Below are 16,704 nucleotides of genomic sequence, written 5' to 3'. Positions count from 1 at the left end.
TTTAGAAACATTTTGCGCAAAGGCCTATTTTTTAGTCAAATACCGGCATCTTTGCTTCAAATGCTGTGATTTGGTCTTCGTAAGTCATCGTTAAATCAATATCATCAGTTCCCTTTAAAAACTTGTCTTTCCAAGTTGGATTGATTTCAAAAGTAAATTCATGGTTAGCGTACTTTACGCGTTGGTGCACCAAATCAATCGTGATTGTCTCTTCCGGCGTCGCCTTGGCCAAAATATCGCGGGCCGTTTGGGGTAAAACAATTGGTAGTAGACCATTTTTAGTACAGTTCATGTAAAAAATATCGCTGTAACCGCCGGCAATAATAACTTTAAACCCCCAATCCTTTAATGCCCAAGCAGCGTGTTCACGTGAAGAACCACAACCAAAATTGTTCCCGGTTACTAGAATTGTGGCTCCCTTTGAAGTTGGTTGATTCAAAATAAAATCAGGATTTGGCCGACCATTTTTCAAATAGCGCCAATCATAAAAAAGGTGAATACCAAAACCAGTTTTTAGAATATTCTTTAAAAATTGTTTCGGAATAATTTGATCAGTATCGACATCATTTCGCATTAAAGCAACTGATTTTCCTGTATGTACAGTAATTGGTTCCATTTTTTCTCTTCCCTTCTGAATTAAGCCGTAACTGTTTGTTTACGAATATCAACAAAGTGCCCGTATATTGCTGCCGTTGCAACCATTGCTGGACTTGCCAAATGGGTCATTGACCCCACTCCCTGGCGACCAACGAAATTACGGTTAGAAGTTGATGCACAATGTACTCCGGCTGGCACTTGATCTGGATTCATTCCCAGACATGCCGAGCACCCAGGTTCACGCCACTCACAACCAGCGTCCTTGAAAATTTTATCGTATCCCCGTCGCTCGGCCTCTTCACGAATGGCTCGAGAAGCCGGCACAACTAACGCCGTAATCTTTGGGTTAATGTGCCGCCCTTTTAAAATATTAGCGGCAATTTTTAAATCAGATAAACGCCCGTTAGTACAAGAACCAATAAAGACAAAACCAATATCAATTTCTTCTGGCTTTTGCGCTGGCTTCAGGCCCTCATAGTCATAAGCCTTTTGGTCATTAATATCTTTTGGCTCTGGAAATGGCTGATCAATCGGAACGGCCATCCCCGGATTAGTCCCCCAAGAAACGTAAGGTGCCAGACTAGAAACATCAAAGTCCATTCGGTCATCAAAAGCACTTTCGTCATCCGTATAAAATTGTTGCCAGTATGCTTTAGCGGCGGCCATATCTTTTGGTGCGTATTCGCGACCAGTTACGTAATCAAAGGTCGTCTGATCCGGGCGAATAATCCCGCTCTTGGCACCACCTTCAATCACCATATTACATAAAGTCATCCGTTCATCCATCGACATATTTTCAATCGTGTTACCGTAAAATTCAATCGCATAACCCGTTCCAAAATCAACGCCATTTTGCGCAATTAACGCCATAACTAAATCTTTAGCGTAAACACCCTTTTGAAAATCACCATGAACGTGAATTCCCATTGTTTTCGGTTTGGCCTGCCAAATCGTCTGGGTTGCGAAAACATGTTCCACTTCTGAAGTTCCAATCCCAAAGGCAATCGACCCAAAGGCACCATGCGTGGAAGTGTGCGAATCCCCACAAACAATGACTTCACCAGGCTGGGTCAACCCTAGCTGCGGTCCAATTGCGTGGATAATTCCTTGCTGTTCTTCGCCAATTGCCGCCAAACGAACGCCAAAATCAGTACAATTTTTTCGTAAAGTGTCCATTTGTTTACGGGAAATAACGTCTTTAACGTTAAAAATATCTTCAGTTGGTACATTATGATCCATGGTTGCAAATGTACGATCTGGTCGCCGAACTTTACGGTTGTTTTCCCGTAATCCTTCAAAAGCCTGCGGCGACGTTACTTCATGAACTAGGTGAAGATCAACGTAGATTAATTGCGGTTCACCCGCTTTACCACTAATAACGTGTTTATTCCAAATTTTGTCGTACATTGTTTGTGCCATTTTAAAAACCTGCTTTCGTTTAAATATGTTGAATAATTGCTTTCGTCATTACTTGCGTTGTTGCCTTTCCACCTAAATCTGGTGGAAGAATTCCTTCTTGCAGTGTTGCGGTCACCGCAGCATCAATTAAATCTGCTGTCTGAGTTTCCTGAAACGAGTTCCGCAGCATCATGGTAATCGAGTTAATCATCGACAGTGGATCAGCAATTCCTTTGCCGGCAATATCTGGCGCTGATCCGTGAATTGGTTCGTAAAGGCTTGGGCCGCTATCACCCCGGCTCTCGGAAGGAATTGTGCCAAGTGAACCAGTAACCGTTGCCGCCTCGTCACTTAAAATGTCACCAAATAAATTTTCTGTAATAATCACATCAAAATTAGTGGGTTGCTGCACAATTTTCATTGCCGCGGCATCGACATATTCAAAATCTAACCGAATTTCGGGATAATCTGTTGCCATCTCATTTGCGATCGCTCGCCACAATTTACTAGTTGCTAGGACATTTGCTTTATCGACCACTGTAACGTGTTGGCGCCGCTGCTTGGCCAGTTCAAAACCCGCCTTTAAAATACGCTGAATCTCTTTACGAGAATAATACATTGTGTCAAGTGCCTCAGCAGCGTGTTGGTAGCGTGGTTCACCAAAGTAAATGCCGCTGGTTAGTTCACGAACAATAACAAAATCAGTCCCCTGTGCAATTTCTGCCTTTAACGGTGAGCGTTGAACTAGTGCTGGATTAACGTGAGTTGGTCGAATATTGGCAAATAAATTCAAGGCTTTGCGAATTGCTAGTAATCCTTGCTCTGGTCGTTTAGGCGCCTGATCCCATTTAGGCCCACCAATTGCTGCCAATAAAATTGCGTCGGCCGCCTTGGTACCGCTAATAGTTGCTGCCGGTAGTGGCTCACCAACCTGATCAATTGCCGCCCCGCCAAATGGGTACGTGGTAGTGTGATAATTAAAATTTGTGACCTTAGCCGCTGCTGCAAAAACCTTTAGCCCGGCCGCCATAATTTCTGGTCCAATGTAATCACCTGGCAAAATTGCAATTTCATAACTCATGCCGAAACCACTTCCTTTACAACTGTTTCTTCACAGGCACCATCTTTTGCAATGGCGGTCATCATCCGGTGTAAATCATCTTCCGAAACCAACTTAGTTTGATCAGCAATTCGTTTGAAAATTGGAAAAATAGTTCGCATTTCTTCCCGATTAACGTCATAACCCATCTCATTTAACTTCACCATAATTGCGTGACTACCTGACAATTTACCTAATGGCAATGCCGTTGCTTTCATACCCACGGTTTCTGGCGTTAAAATTTCATAAGTTTGCGGATTTTTCAGATAACCATCTTGGTGAATACCCGATTCAATCGAGAAACAATTAACACCTGTTACTGGTTGATTATTGGCGACTTGCATCTGAGCAAAATTACTGACCATTTCACTTGTTTGCTTCGTTTCCTTCATATTGATGTTGTCGGTGCACTGATAATAGTCTTTGCGGACGTAGAAATTAGCCGCAATTTGTTCTAAGGCTACATTACCAGCGTGTTCACCAATCCCATTTATCGTCCCTTCGACCCGGGTCGCACCATTCTCGATGGCAGCTAACGTATTGGCCGTGGCCATCCCCAAGTCATTATGACAATGAGAAGAAAAAATAATGTCATCAAACTGTTGAATATGTTGTTGTAAGTATTGAAATAGATGCCCGTATTCAATTGGATTTGTGTAGCCAACCGTGTCGGCAATATTGATAACGGTCGCTCCAGCATCAATCGCGGTTTGACAAGCCTCGGCTAAAAAATCAAGTTCGGTTCGAGTTGCATCTTCAGGTGAAAACTGAACAATATCAAAAAATTGTTTGGCGTAACTGACGTGTGCTCTAATACTTTCAATCACTTGTTCTTTAGTCATGTGTAATTTAGATTCGCGATGAATTGGACTAGTTGCAATAAAAACATGAATTTGTTTAATCGCGGCGTCCTTAGTTGCCTTGGTGCACGAATCAATGTCGGCATTTTTACACCGAGCCAGCCCTGTAATCATCGTGTGATCAACAGCCTTTGAAACGGCCGCGACGGCTTCAAAGTCTTGCGGTGAAGCAATTGGAAAGCCTGCTTCAATCACGTCAACGCCCCACTTCTCTAATTGTTTAGCGATTGCAACCTTTTGTTGAATGCTAAAGTTAACCCCAATTGTCTGTTCACCATCGCGTAACGTCGTATCAAAAAATTGGATTTTTTTCATATTCAAGCTCTCCTTTTCTATTTGCAATTAGTTAGCGTGTAAATTGTCGCTAGTACACGCACCTCTGAAAAATAAAACGAGCACCCTACTTAAAAAGTAGGGTGCTCGGCTTGAATGCTTTGCTTGTGAGCCCTACTTCCTAACGCGAATAGGGCTCAACACGATGATGTGTAGAGTCCTGGTTAGAGGAGTAGGGCAAGTGCTAAAGTGGCCATCTCTTGGTTAGATTTATTCAATTTTGCAGTTGAAAAATAATTCATATTGATGACCTCCTTTAAACACTTTATTTGTTGTTGGTATTTATATTAATCGTCTAAATGTGAAATGTCAACTCGTTTTATAATATTAAATTAATCTTCTATTAATGCTTTTATAATCGTGCAGACATTTTCCTAATTTTTTTGCTTGTTAAACGTTAATTGACGCGCTTACACTAAAATGATAATAGGTATGAAGCAATTTTTCACACTGCTCCATAACAATTCTAAGGCCCATTTTAGTAACTAAATCGTGATTAGAAGATACTTTTACTAGGATCTCCTTGGTCTCCTTAGTGTAAACGCGGTTAAAAAAGTTTTTACCGTCTACAGCATTCTTCAATTGGTTACTAAAATTACTTAATGTTTTCACTTATAAGCGCAACTTAAGGACGTTATATGGTATTATTTTGGTAAACACTCTAACTGATTTCTCATTAATAGAAATGCAAAGGAAGGTATCACCTATGGAAATCTTGTATCGAAGTACTCGTGGCCCTGAAGAAAAGGCATTAACTGCCTCGCAGGCAATTTTACAGGGACTCGCTCCCGATGGTGGCCTATTTGTACCTGTTGACCTACCCCAAGTTGAACTTAACTTTGCTAAATTAATCAATGCGCCTTACCAAGAGGTTGCTTACCAAATTTTACACGCCTTTTTAACTGACTTTACTGAACAGGAATTACGCGATTGTATTAATAAGGCTTACGATAAAAAATTTACGACACCAGCCATTGCGCCGTTAAAAAAATCTGAAGACGGCTATTTTCTTGAACTTTTCCACGGTCCAACGTTAGCCTTCAAGGATATGGCATTATCAATTCTGCCGTATTTAATGACTACCGCCGCCAAGAAGAATCATCTGGATAAGGAGATTGTCATTCTAACGGCAACTTCTGGTGATACGGGCAAGGCCGCTATGGCTGGCTTTGCCGATGTTCCCGGAACCTCAATTATTGTCTTCTACCCTAAAGACGGTGTCAGCAGCATCCAAAAGCAACAAATGGTCACGCAAACTGGTGCCAACACGCACGTTGTGGGAATTGATGGTAATTTTGATCAAGCACAAACTAACGTCAAAAAAATCTTTAATGATACCTTGTTTCGGAAACAATTAGCCGCCAAAGATTTCCAGTTTTCCTCGGCTAATTCGATTAATATTGGCCGTTTGGTTCCACAGATTGCCTATTACGTCTTCGCCTATGCGCAGTTACTCAAAAAAGGTGCCATTAAGAATGGCGATAAAGTTAATTTTTCTGTTCCAACGGGTAATTTTGGCAATATTTTGGCGGCTTATTACGCCAAAGCAATTGGCCTCCCGATTGGTAAATTAATTTGTGCGTCAAATAAAAATAATGTTCTGACTGACTTTTTTAATAGTGGCGTCTACGACAAAAATCGTCCGTTCTACGTGACAACCTCGCCATCAATGGATATTCTTGTTTCAAGTAATCTTGAACGCTTAATTTTCCAACTTAGTGGGAAAAATGATCAGCAAACCCGAATTTTTATGCAGTTACTTAACGAAACTGGCAACTATCAAGTTAACGATAATATGCGGCGTAGCTTAGATGATTTTTACGCGGATTATGCTAGCGAATTAGAGACAACTAACGAAATTAATCGTGTCTTCCGGGAAAATCAGTATACGATTGACCCCCATACTGCTGTTGCCTCTGCTGTAGCCCGTAAATATCACGAAGCAACTGGCGATAAAGCCTTAACAGTTGTCGTTTCAACGGCTAGTCCATTTAAATTTCCTAACCCGGTATTACAAGCTCTATCCGGCAAGGCGGCACCAGTTGATGGTATTCCGGCCGATGAAACACTGGCTAGCTTCATTAATTTGCCACTACCCAAACCAATTGAACAACTGCGAAGCGCACCAGTTTTGCACAAGCAAATAGTAGAACCAAATGCGATGCAAGAGGCAATCGCAGAAATTTTAGGCGTTTAATTACCATTTAATTGACCGGGATAAAATTAAATTTATCCCGGTCTTTTATTGTCCAATTTTCTTTTACGACAGAATGGGTCTTCCCACCCACACGGTCCGTGAGCACGTTAACTGACAAATGAAAGGAAATTAGTTTATAATAACTGTTGCAATCTGTATCTTTAAATTTACGAGGTGGCCAAAAAAATGAAGAAAAAAACAATCCTTGAGTTGGCCGCACCGGCAGTTGTCGCCTCTAGCGCCCTTGCTGCTAGTTTACGACTATTCGATTACGCTTTTAAGCGCGTTGATTACATTCCTGAGACTTCTGCTGATAAGCAAAAATACGCAACTGCCTACTACCATTACGTTGATTGGTATAAACAAATTCCAAAAGAAAAATGGGTGCTTCACCCTGATGATCTTGAAAATCGATTAGTTGCTAATTTTATTCCGGCGCCTAAACCATCCAAGCAGACGGTCATTATCTCACATGGCTACAAGGGTGATGGCGAAACAATGGCGAATTACGCCCAACTTTTTTACAACCTTGGCTACAATGTCCTACTACCTGATGACCGAAGCCACGGCGAAAGTGCTGGTGACTACATCAATTTTGGTTGGTTAGATCGCCTTGATTATCTAGAATGGTTGAATAAAATTATCGTCAAACTTGGTACTGACAGTGTCATTGTTTTGTACGGTGCAAGTATGGGTGGTGCAACGGTGGAAATGATGAGCGGCGAAAAGCTACCGCCACAAGTCAAGGCTCTGATTGCCGATAGTGGCTATTCAAGTATTGAGGCCGAATTGAGCTATTTGCTTAGAAAACAATTTCACTTGCCAAAATATCCATTTGTACCTTTAGTTAGCATGATCAATAAACGCCGGCTGGGGTACTACTTAAGCGATGTTGAATCCACTAGTCAATTAAGTAAAAATCACTTGCCGATTTTATTTATTCATGGTGATAAGGACGTTTATGTTCCCCATAGCATGGCTTTTCGTAACTATGACGCAACTCAGGGCCCACGCGAATTGTGGATTGTAAAGGGTGCCTCTCACGTTGAAAGCTTCTGGCTAGACCCTGTTCGTTATCAGAACCACGTTGCCCATTTTTTAACCAAGTATTTAGTTACGAATTAATTGCTAGAAAATATTTAAAAAGACCTTAGATTCTATTTCGCAGTTGCCGTTATTGGCAAAAGCGGTTTCAAGCACACCCGCGCTGGTTTTGGAACACGCTAATACGTTTCTACTTAAGCTTTTCTTTGACTACTTAAATAATTCCTAAGCAACCCGTCACACATTTATCATAGCTTTGTCCGGTTTTCATCATCTCTAATCGATAAACTGAAGTTGTTCTAATCAAGAAAGCACCCGCATTGAACACAAGAAAAGGATGATTTTAATGCTCTTAGATGATGGAAAAACAATTAAAAATATTATCGCTGCAAAAATTGTTAAAGTGGCCTACCCTAAAGTTATTGCCCAAGACGAACTTGGCGAATTAATCACAATTAATACTTCAGAAAAACAACAAGATGACCCATTATTTTGGGAATCATTAAAAAATATTTTACACGCGCAGCTCTGGGTCCCAGTTGGTCGCCACTTTCACCAATTACTTGCACTTGACTGGATAGCACCCGTTGCCGAATAGATAATTATTGAAAAAAAGCGTGGAATAAGAGTCGGTTTTGAATTTACTGCGTAACGTAGGCTAATCCAGACTTTTGGCGCACGTTCTAGAGTAATGCCCGAAAATAGTAAGAGGCCTGGACTTTTGTCCCGGCCTCCTGATTTATGGAGATCAATTTCTTTAAGAATTGATCTCTTTTCTATACATAAATTTAAATTAAATACAGGTACGTAAAATCGAGTACATTGAAATAAGCGTAATCCTTCAAAGCATTTATTATTTTATACTTCTCAGGAATAACTAATTTATAAAATTAGTATTACCCATTTTTTCAAACGTTTTAAACCTATTTTTGATAGCATCTAACAAGACTATCCATCAAAAAATATTTGTGATCTTTATTGAAAAGCCTTCGTAATTGCCTGATCTAAATCAGATATAAGATTTTCCACATTTTCTAAACCAATCGATAAGCGGAGTACTTCGTTTGTTAAATGCTGCCTTAATAACATATTTTTGGGGATTTCTCGATGTGTTACCCGTGTTGGGTTAACAATCAAAGAACGGACATCCCCTATATTCGGTAAATAATTGAAGATTTTTACTTGATCAAGTATCTTTTTTGTTTGTTCTTCATTGCCTGCCACTTTAAAGGACAGAATACCCCCGATACCCTTAGGAAAATATTTGGCTAATAATGGATCAGCTTTATCAATTCCAGAATAATAAACTTGCTCAATATGTGAATTAGTCTGTAAATATTGTGCAATAGCTGTAGCGTTATGCACTTCCTTTGTTAACCTTTCTGAGATTGTTTCCAAACCCAATAAGGCTAAATACGCATCAAAAGGGCCTAAAGTGCCACCAAATAAGCGCGCATATTTCATTTTGATCCGCGCAATAAATGCATTTGCTCCAAATTTAGTTGAAAAACTAGTACTGGTATCTTGCGACTCGCCGGTTAAAATGAACTCATCTTCCGTAAACTGAGGAAAATGCCCATTTGTCCAATCAAATTGCCCATGATCAACAATTAAGCCAGAAATCGCATTTCCATGTCCGTTAATTCCCTTGGTTGACGAATATACCACAACATCGGCACCAAAAGTAAATGGTCTAAACAAGTAAGATGTCGGCAATGTATTATCAACAATTAATGGAATTCCTGCAGCATGTGCAATTTTAGCAAGCCCTTCAATATCAGCGATTTCCGTACTTGGGTTGGCAATACTTTCAACATAAATTGCCTTGGTATTCGGCCGAATCAATTGTTTGACCCGCTTTAAATCGTTAACTTCATCATAAAAATCAAAATTAATATTAAATTTAGGTAAAAGAGTTCTAAATTCATCAAGACTAGCGCCATATATATTGATTGGCGCGATGATACGGCCACCTCCTTCAGCAACGTTCAGGATTGCGTATGAAATAGCGGCCATCCCGGAACTAACTGCAACTGCACCAATTCCACCTTCTAAAGCTGCTATTCTATCTTCAAGGACTTTGACGGTTGGATTGCCCACTCGAGAATAGCTATAACGATCCTTTTTAACCCCCGCTGCAATTTCTTCCGCGGTTTGAGCATCACCTAAACCAAATGCCGCCGTCTCGTAGATTGGTACGGAAGATGCATATAAATGTTCTTTAGGCCGATAACCCGCATGAATTCTCAATGTATCGTAATCTTGTTCAGACACTAATGATTCCTCCTTTAAAGTCTAATAAATTGATATTAACAACAGTGGCGTTGCAATATTAATTGGTTGATAACTCTTTGAGTAATCTAATCGCATTACGTTCAAAAAACTTAGTACCATAAATAACCGTTTCATCGGCGGCCGTAAACCGTGAATTGTGATTACTGACAGTACCGCCGTTCCCTATATTTGCGTATACGCCTGGAATATAAGTTTGATAACAAGAAAAATCGTCACTTCCTAATCGTGGTTGTAAATCATACGTTGTCGTAAACTGACTGCTTTCGTCAATCATGATCTGTGTTAACTCTTTATCATTATCAACAGACGGATCACCAGTATACCAAGTGATTGTGGCCGTCGTTCCGTAGGCCTTCGCCGTATTATTGACAATATCAAAAAAATGCGTCTTGATGGTTTGACGAATCTTTTTATCAGTCGTTCGGACTGTTCCTTCAAAAAAGGCCGTCTCGGGAATAATATTCCACGTATTTCCCGCCGCTACATGTGTTATGCTCAGCACCCCACCTTGTAGGGGATCAATCTGACGGCTTATAACGGTTTGTAAGGCGCCAATCTCGGCACCTAATGCAACAATTGGATCCTGACCATTTTGTGGTGCAGAAGCATGTGTACCAATACCAGTCAATGTAACCTTAAATTTATCAATTGCTCCACTAGTGATTCCTGCTCTAAAGCCAATTTGGCCAACGGGCTGATTAGGTGTGTTATGAAAGCCAATAATGGCGGCCAAATCCTTAATTTTTCCATCATGAATCACCTGAAGTGCACCTTCATCTGCCTCTTCGGCCAATTGAAAAATTAATCTCACTCTTCCAGGCAACACTTGCTCCTGCTGCTTTAATAAATATGCCCCACCTAGTAAAGAAACAATGTGTGTATCATGACCACACGCATGCATGACTCCTGGATTTTTTGAACGAAATGTAACATTTGCCGCCTCATCAATCGGCAATGCATCAATATCCGCTCGTAACCCAAGTATTGGACCATCATTTTGGCCTATTTCGGCGAAAACACCTGTTTTTAAATTTGTTGGCAATAATCGAATTCCCCAGCTAGTTAGTATTTCACGAATTTTCTTAGTTGTATTAAATTCTTTACTTGATAATTCTGGATATTCATGAAAATAGTGGCGGTACGCAATTAGTTGTGCGGATAAAGTTTCATTTAATAATTCACTCATTTGATTCACCCATCTCTGTAAAATAACCTTAATTTTCTAATTAAACCTAAAACCATTTTTTGTAAATCTTCTAAATTGTCTTTAACTAGAGAACGTTTAAAAAAACACTTTTATAGTGTTTACCTGACTAATTTAGTGCGGTACTTTCAACTATTTTAATGTTCTAATCTTCTAATAAAGAAATCACCAATCAATTGAATCAGTAAAACCATGATTAAAATGATGGCAGTTGCAGCAATAGTCACATCATTTTCAAATTGGTTATAACCCAAGGTAATGGCAATATCACCTAATCCCCCAGCCCCAACTGCACCGGCCATTGCCGTTAGACTGATCAAACTAATAATAGTGACAATTGAAACTCGCACAATCTCCGAAAGTCCCTCTTTTAGATAAACATGAATAATAATATCAAGTGGTGTCAGTCCCATAGCCTGCGATGCCTCTACCATACCTGGATCAACTTCAGCCAGTGCATTTTGAATCTGGCGAGCGTAGAACGGAGAACAGCCTAACACCAGCGGTACAATGGCCGCCGTTGTACCGATAGAAGTACCGATAATGGCCCGGGTCACTGGCGTTAATAATGCTAATAAGATAATAAACGGAATCGCTCTAAAAATATTGATGATTTTATCAACAATTTGATAAACAAATTTATTTTCTAGTAACTGATTAGGCTCTGTCACCACTAAAATAACACCGAAAACAACACCAAAAATGCCAGCAATAATAATGGAAATGGCAGTCATATAAAGCGTTTGTCCAATGGCCTGCACAAATTGATCCTGATTTGCAACAACGTTAGGAAAAAATTTGGAAATTAAGCTCAATATGAGCGGCCCCCTCCCGTTAATTGGTAGTTATATCGATGGCTCTTAAGTTGTCGCAGAACTTTGGCAACTTGTTCTTTGTTCCCTTGTATTCCAAGAATTAAATTGGTAATTACTCGTTGTTGAATAAACTGCGAATTACTATAAAAAATACGCATTGGAACTCCCAATACCGCAATAATCTCAACGATTTTTGCTTGATCCTCATTAGGACTGTTAATGAATGTCACTTCTATCACCGTCTCTTTAGGCCGTAAATCTAGGCTCTGAATAACATCATTATTTTGATGTCCAAAACCGATAAAGGTTTGTGTCAATACTTCCTTGGGATGTAAAAAAAGATCTAAGATACTACCATTTTCAACGACTTTCCCTTGATTCAAAACAACAACTTTATTACAGGTGCTCTTAATGACTTCCATCTCGTGACTAATCATAATAATAGTTAAATGTAATTCGGTATTAAGTTTCTTCAAAATAGTCAAAATATCTTCTGTTGTTTTGGGATCCAAGGCGCTCGTTGCTTCATCGCTAATTAATATCTCTGGATCATTTGCCAAAGATCGTGCAATTGCAACTCTTTGCTTTTGCCCTCCTGATAACTGCCGTGGGTAGGACATTTTCTTGTTGGCCAAACCAACCAATTTTAATAATCGTTCGGCCTTTTCTCTTTGTGCCACTTTTGATAAACCACTATGTAAAAGTGGCAGTGTTATATTTTCTTCAACTGTTCTTGTATTCATGAGATTGAAGTGTTGAAAAATCATACCAATCTTCTTGCGAGAATTTCGCAATTGTGCAGCCGATAAATCTATTAAACTTTGACCGTTAACAATAATTTGTCCTTGTGTTGGCCTTTGTAAAAAATTGATTGTCCGGGCCAGAGTGCTCTTACCTGCTCCAGAATACCCAATAATACCAAATACATCACCCTTTTGAATATCAAAGGAAACGTGATCGACAGCAGTTACATTTTTCTCATTGCCGCAAAATGTAACACTAACATTTTTTAAAGAAATAATAGGATCTTCCACCATCGCTGCCCCCTGCGTTAAAAATTCATTCTACTTTGCAAGATATAGTCGTCTTGTAAAATGTCTAATATTTTTCCGGTAAAGATATTTAATTAATTTCTGTCTTTGGAATATACCAATATCCCTGTTGATTATGTTGTTTAACGTAAGTCTTGAATTGTTTAGATGCATAGGCCTTCACAACCGCTTTTGCCCACGGCTTATTTTGATTCTTTTTATTGACAGTTGCCACTAACAAATATTGTTTTGCTAACTTTTCCTGACGAAGACTTGTTTTAGCAGAAATCTTAGCACTATAGCTTATGCTACCTGGTAAAACTGCATAATTAACATCCTTTATACTGCGCGGAATTTGACTTGAATTCATTTCCGTAAATTTTAAATGGTGTGGATTTTTGGCAATATCAGTTTGTGACACTGTTACCGAATTCTTGGCCGATTTTTTCAAAGTAATGAGTTTTGCCTGCTGTAATAATTGGTAAGCCCGTGATCTATTTGCCGGATCATTAGGAATTGCAATATTTGCGCCCTTTTTTATATTTTTAATTGACTTACTACTACCTGGAAAAATCCCCATTGGAACAGTTGGTACATAGGCAATTCCTACAAAGTGTGCCTTTTTCTGCTTATTAAAATTATCTAACCATGCGGTATGCTGTTCCACATTCAAATCAGCATCCCCTTGATCCAAGGCCTCATCTGCATGATTTAAATCTGAAAAGGATTGGCTAGTTACCTTGTAACCTTCTTTCTCAAGGATCGGTTTCACACCTTTCAAAAATAGATCACTATATGGACCAGGTGACGTCGCTAGTCTGATAGTTTCCTTTGCGGTTGTCTGTGCTTCGCTACGCTGAGTCATCAGCACATTGCCCCCTATAAATACAATTGTCCCAAGCAATAGTGAAAATAAAAACCTATGCCAATTTATTCTTTTGATCATCTTGAAAACCCCTCTCTTTATTTAGCAAACGAAAAAGCACTCTCGTTACTTTATCTATTATTAATCTAGACAAAGGACGAAAGTGCTTTTTCGCGTTACCACCTTATTTTAAATAACCCTCACGAGCCATTTCTTATTAGGTACAGCACAACAGCCAAAATTGAATACTGCTACACAAATACCCGTTCTCTATAACGGGAGTTCCCGTTGTCGTCTAACAAAACTGCTCGACTTCAAAAACGATATCGAAAGACCATCTTTAGTTATAAACTAATGTCATCTTTCACCGTCTGATGACTCTCTTTGATCAGTTCCATAACTTACTCATCTTTACATTTATCTGAACTATTAATTTACAACAGTATTAACCAATGATGAGAAAAAGTCAATCTTTTTTAAAAATTGATGATTTTTTAATGTGACTAAGGAGCCGATTTGTATAAGGCCAGCACTTTTCTTAACTATTCGTTTTCTATATTGGTTTGATCATCTAGAAATTAATTAATCTTTTCACTTCATACTATCTAGTTTACAGAACTAGATGATAAAGCTATACTAATTATATTGTCTCAAAGGAGAGTGACTGAAATGGCAAATAATTTACCCCCTGAATTACAAAGTTGGCTGAACGACTTTCGGCGAATTAAATTACCTATGTGGCAAGATTTTCCTAAATTTGATATTTATATGGACCAACTAGTGAGTTTAGTTAATCAATATTTGGCCCCCTTTGAGCTGGATCCCGTCACACCAGCAATGATTAATAATTACGTTAAGCACAAGGTTATGTTTAAACCCGTTAAAAAGAAATATCAGCGCACACATCTGGCCGCAGTCATTGTGCTTTCAATTTTAAAAACGGCTTTTCCATTGGATATGATTCGTTTAGGTTTTGCACAGGAACTAAATGCCGTAACTGCGCAAGAGGCCTATGATCGCTTTGTTCGGTTAATGACCCAGAAATTAACGGCCTTGACCTTAGAACAACCAGTCCAGCCAGTAGAAACAGCGACTGTCTTTAGTTGGGACGCAGCGATTCAACAAACGGCCGCAACGACCGTCATTTATCAGCTGGTCAGTGAGAAAATTATGATCTTGGCTCGAGAGGAGTACAAAAATGACCCAAAAGACTAATGTTGCTATTTTAGTAGATTCTTGTTCTGACGTTCCGGAAGAGTTCATTAAGGCCCACCATCTATTCATGGTTCCAATGACAATCACCTACCATGATAAAATTTATTTAGATAAAGTAACGATTACCCCAGAAGAGGTCTACGCTAACCTTGATCAGGAAGTTCCAAAAACTGCTTCGCCCACTGGTGATCTAATCTCAAAGGCCTTCGCAACAATTAAAGCTGAAGGCTACACCGATGTAATTGCTATTTGTATTTCTAGTGGCCTATCCGGTACTTTCCAGCAAGTACAATTGGCCGCCCGGGTTTCTGGACTAGAGGCCAGTGTAATTGATACCAAAAATATTGGTATTGCTAGTGGCTTCTCGGCTATTTTGGCCACACAGTTATCTGAAGAAGGTCTCCAACGTGGTGAAATTGTGGCACGTGTTCAAACGGTGGCAAAACGTACCAAAGTCTTCTTCTACGTTCCCACCCTCACCTATTTACAAAAAGGTGGTCGAATTGGCCGCGTGGCTGGCATGGCTGGTGCGCTATTAAATATTAAGCCAATCATTTCTTGTGATGATAACGGGATTTATTACCCAGTTGCAAAAGTTCGTGGTGAAAAAAAGGCCTTGCAAAAGTTATTGCAACTTGTGAAGCAGCAGGTCGGTGTGGCACAACAATTTAATCTCGCCGTTGCTGACGGTGCTAATTCAAAAATTGCTGCCCAGATAAAGCAGCAACTGGAAACTGAGCACCCTAAGGTTGGTAAAATCTATAGTGGTAATGTTTCACCGGCTCTAGGTGTTCATACTGGCCCTGGTCTAATTGGAGTTGGTATTCAAATATTAGACGACTAAGTATTAAAAATTTTCATCTCTTGGTAAATCGTGGGATAATAAAAGGTATTGCGACAAAACAAACTTTGCCGCAACGCCTTTTTATATTTCTGGATATTTTGTATATGACTGTAGCAAAGAACTAAAGCGTATTTGAAAAAATTGCCTTTTCAAGCACCCTCTAGTTTGGAAGCTTCGAATATTTTCTAACCACGGCTATTTCTGTTTTTATCAAGGAGGGCTTCATCGTGCTTACACAATTAATCAACATTATCTTTAATCTGGAAAGTTACCTGTCACCCTTTTTAGAACATCTAGGCCAATCCGTTTACCTAATTTTATTCATTCTCATTTTTTTAGAAACGGCCTCGTTAGTTTTCGTTTTCATTCCTGGACAATCATTTATCTTTTTGGCCAGTACACTGGCCGCATCCTCCACCTCTGGCCTTAATATTTGGCGACTTTTACTTGATTTTCTTCTGGCCGCATTTTTCGGTAACATCGTTAAATATTACATTGGTCAACATTTTTATCGGCACAGGGCAATTCAATCTAACGCGCAATCTCGTTTTGGTCGCGCGCAAAGGCTCTTAAATAATCATGGCGAACAAATCGTTATATTTGGCCGCTTTATTCCAATCTTAGGAAATTTAATTCCAACAATTGCTGGCGCCACTAAAATGAACCCACTTCATTATTTGTTTTATACAGCCATTGGTGTCCTTGTGTGGGTAGATGTTATCGCGGCACTTGGCTTTTTCCTAGGTCGCCTACCAATTGTTCACCATAATCTAACTTGGTTTTTACTTGGCTTCTTTATTATTTCAGCACTACCTTCCCTTATAAAAACTGGATGGGATCACTGGAAAAGGCCTGCAACCGAACACAATTAAATACGAAAAAGGCGGTTAAATTCTTACTACGCCAC

General features: G+C 39.5%; 15 protein-coding genes. 6 read left to right on the top strand and 9 right to left on the bottom strand.

Features of this window, described 5'->3' with window-relative positions; all coding sequences use genetic code 11:
- Positions 1–31: 31 nt before the first annotated feature.
- Genes leuD through AYR53_RS04075 form a run of 4 tightly spaced genes read right to left on the bottom strand, consistent with a single transcriptional unit; the run spans position 32 to position 4,269 of the window.
- Positions 32–616, bottom strand: coding sequence for a 3-isopropylmalate dehydratase small subunit (leuD, locus tag AYR53_RS04090; protein ID WP_068225804.1), 585 nt, complete (start codon positions 614–616; stop codon positions 32–34).
- A 20-nt stretch (positions 617–636) separates the two neighbouring features.
- Positions 637–2,016, bottom strand: a complete 1,380-nt coding sequence (gene leuC / locus AYR53_RS04085; RefSeq protein ID WP_068279119.1) for a 3-isopropylmalate dehydratase large subunit — start codon at positions 2,014–2,016, stop codon at positions 637–639.
- A gap of 19 nt (positions 2,017–2,035) precedes the next feature.
- Entirely contained in the window at positions 2,036–3,076 is a 1,041-nt protein-coding gene (gene leuB, locus AYR53_RS04080) for a 3-isopropylmalate dehydrogenase (protein WP_068225806.1), read from the bottom strand.
- A complete protein-coding gene (locus tag AYR53_RS04075; RefSeq protein ID WP_068279123.1) occupies positions 3,073–4,269 on the bottom strand; it encodes a 2-isopropylmalate synthase in 1,197 nt (398 codons plus the stop codon). Before AYR53_RS04075 ends, leuB begins: the two co-directional genes overlap by 4 nt.
- Before the next feature lie 724 nt (positions 4,270–4,993).
- Between AYR53_RS04075 and thrC the strand changes: the two genes are divergently transcribed.
- The 3 genes from thrC (at position 4,994) to AYR53_RS04060 (ending at position 8,126) form a co-directional block, all read left to right on the top strand.
- Positions 4,994–6,484 carry a threonine synthase gene (gene thrC / locus AYR53_RS04070; RefSeq protein ID WP_068225808.1) on the top strand — a complete coding sequence of 497 codons (1,491 nt, stop codon included), beginning with the start codon at positions 4,994–4,996 and terminating at the stop codon, positions 6,482–6,484.
- Positions 6,485–6,670: 186 nt separating this feature from the next.
- The gene (locus tag AYR53_RS04065) at positions 6,671–7,609 is read left to right on the top strand and encodes an alpha/beta hydrolase (RefSeq protein WP_068279126.1); all 939 of its coding nucleotides are present in this window, start codon (positions 6,671–6,673) and stop codon (positions 7,607–7,609) included.
- A 265-nt stretch (positions 7,610–7,874) separates the two neighbouring features.
- Positions 7,875–8,126, top strand: coding sequence for a hypothetical protein (locus tag AYR53_RS04060; protein ID WP_068225835.1), 252 nt, complete (start codon positions 7,875–7,877; stop codon positions 8,124–8,126).
- Positions 8,127–8,503: 377 nt separating this feature from the next.
- On the opposite strand, the gene AYR53_RS04055 is transcribed toward AYR53_RS04060, so the two are convergent.
- The 5 genes from AYR53_RS04055 to AYR53_RS04035 all read right to left on the bottom strand — a co-directional run bounded on the left by AYR53_RS04055 (position 8,504) and on the right by AYR53_RS04035 (position 13,738).
- Positions 8,504–9,802, bottom strand: coding sequence for an O-acetylhomoserine aminocarboxypropyltransferase/cysteine synthase family protein (locus AYR53_RS04055; protein ID WP_068225834.1), 1,299 nt, complete (start codon positions 9,800–9,802; stop codon positions 8,504–8,506).
- 58 nt (positions 9,803–9,860) lie between these two features.
- Entirely contained in the window at positions 9,861–11,009 is a 1,149-nt protein-coding gene (locus AYR53_RS04050; RefSeq protein ID WP_068225833.1) for an amidohydrolase, read from the bottom strand.
- Positions 11,010–11,164: 155 nt separating this feature from the next.
- Entirely contained in the window at positions 11,165–11,845 is a 681-nt protein-coding gene (locus tag AYR53_RS04045; protein ID WP_404802827.1) for a methionine ABC transporter permease, read from the bottom strand.
- Positions 11,839–12,879, bottom strand: coding sequence for a methionine ABC transporter ATP-binding protein (locus tag AYR53_RS04040; protein WP_082920431.1), 1,041 nt, complete (start codon positions 12,877–12,879; stop codon positions 11,839–11,841). The genes AYR53_RS04045 and AYR53_RS04040 overlap by 7 nt, the downstream gene beginning before the upstream one ends.
- 85 nt (positions 12,880–12,964) lie before the next feature.
- Positions 12,965–13,738, bottom strand: a complete 774-nt coding sequence (locus AYR53_RS04035) for a MetQ/NlpA family ABC transporter substrate-binding protein (RefSeq protein ID WP_100077728.1) — start codon at positions 13,736–13,738, stop codon at positions 12,965–12,967.
- A gap of 669 nt (positions 13,739–14,407) precedes the next feature.
- Here AYR53_RS04035 and AYR53_RS04030 point away from each other — a divergent pair.
- The 3 genes from AYR53_RS04030 (at position 14,408) to AYR53_RS04020 (ending at position 16,669) form a co-directional block, all read left to right on the top strand.
- A complete protein-coding gene (locus AYR53_RS04030) occupies positions 14,408–14,953 on the top strand; it encodes a DUF1836 domain-containing protein (protein ID WP_068225830.1) in 546 nt (181 codons plus the stop codon).
- Positions 14,937–15,797 (top strand): DegV family protein, encoded by an 861-nt coding sequence (locus AYR53_RS04025; protein ID WP_068225829.1) that lies wholly within the window; start codon positions 14,937–14,939, stop codon positions 15,795–15,797. The genes AYR53_RS04030 and AYR53_RS04025 overlap by 17 nt, the downstream gene beginning before the upstream one ends.
- Positions 15,798–16,024: 227 nt before the next feature.
- The gene (locus tag AYR53_RS04020; protein WP_068279133.1) at positions 16,025–16,669 is read left to right on the top strand and encodes a VTT domain-containing protein; all 645 of its coding nucleotides are present in this window, start codon (positions 16,025–16,027) and stop codon (positions 16,667–16,669) included.
- Positions 16,670–16,704 lie beyond the last annotated feature (35 nt).

Source organism: Loigolactobacillus backii, assembly GCF_001663675.1.
Classification (GTDB): domain Bacteria; phylum Bacillota; class Bacilli; order Lactobacillales; family Lactobacillaceae; genus Loigolactobacillus; species Loigolactobacillus backii.
The sequence above is the reverse complement of the archived record's forward strand: the minus strand, read 5'-3'. Positions and strand labels throughout refer to the sequence as shown.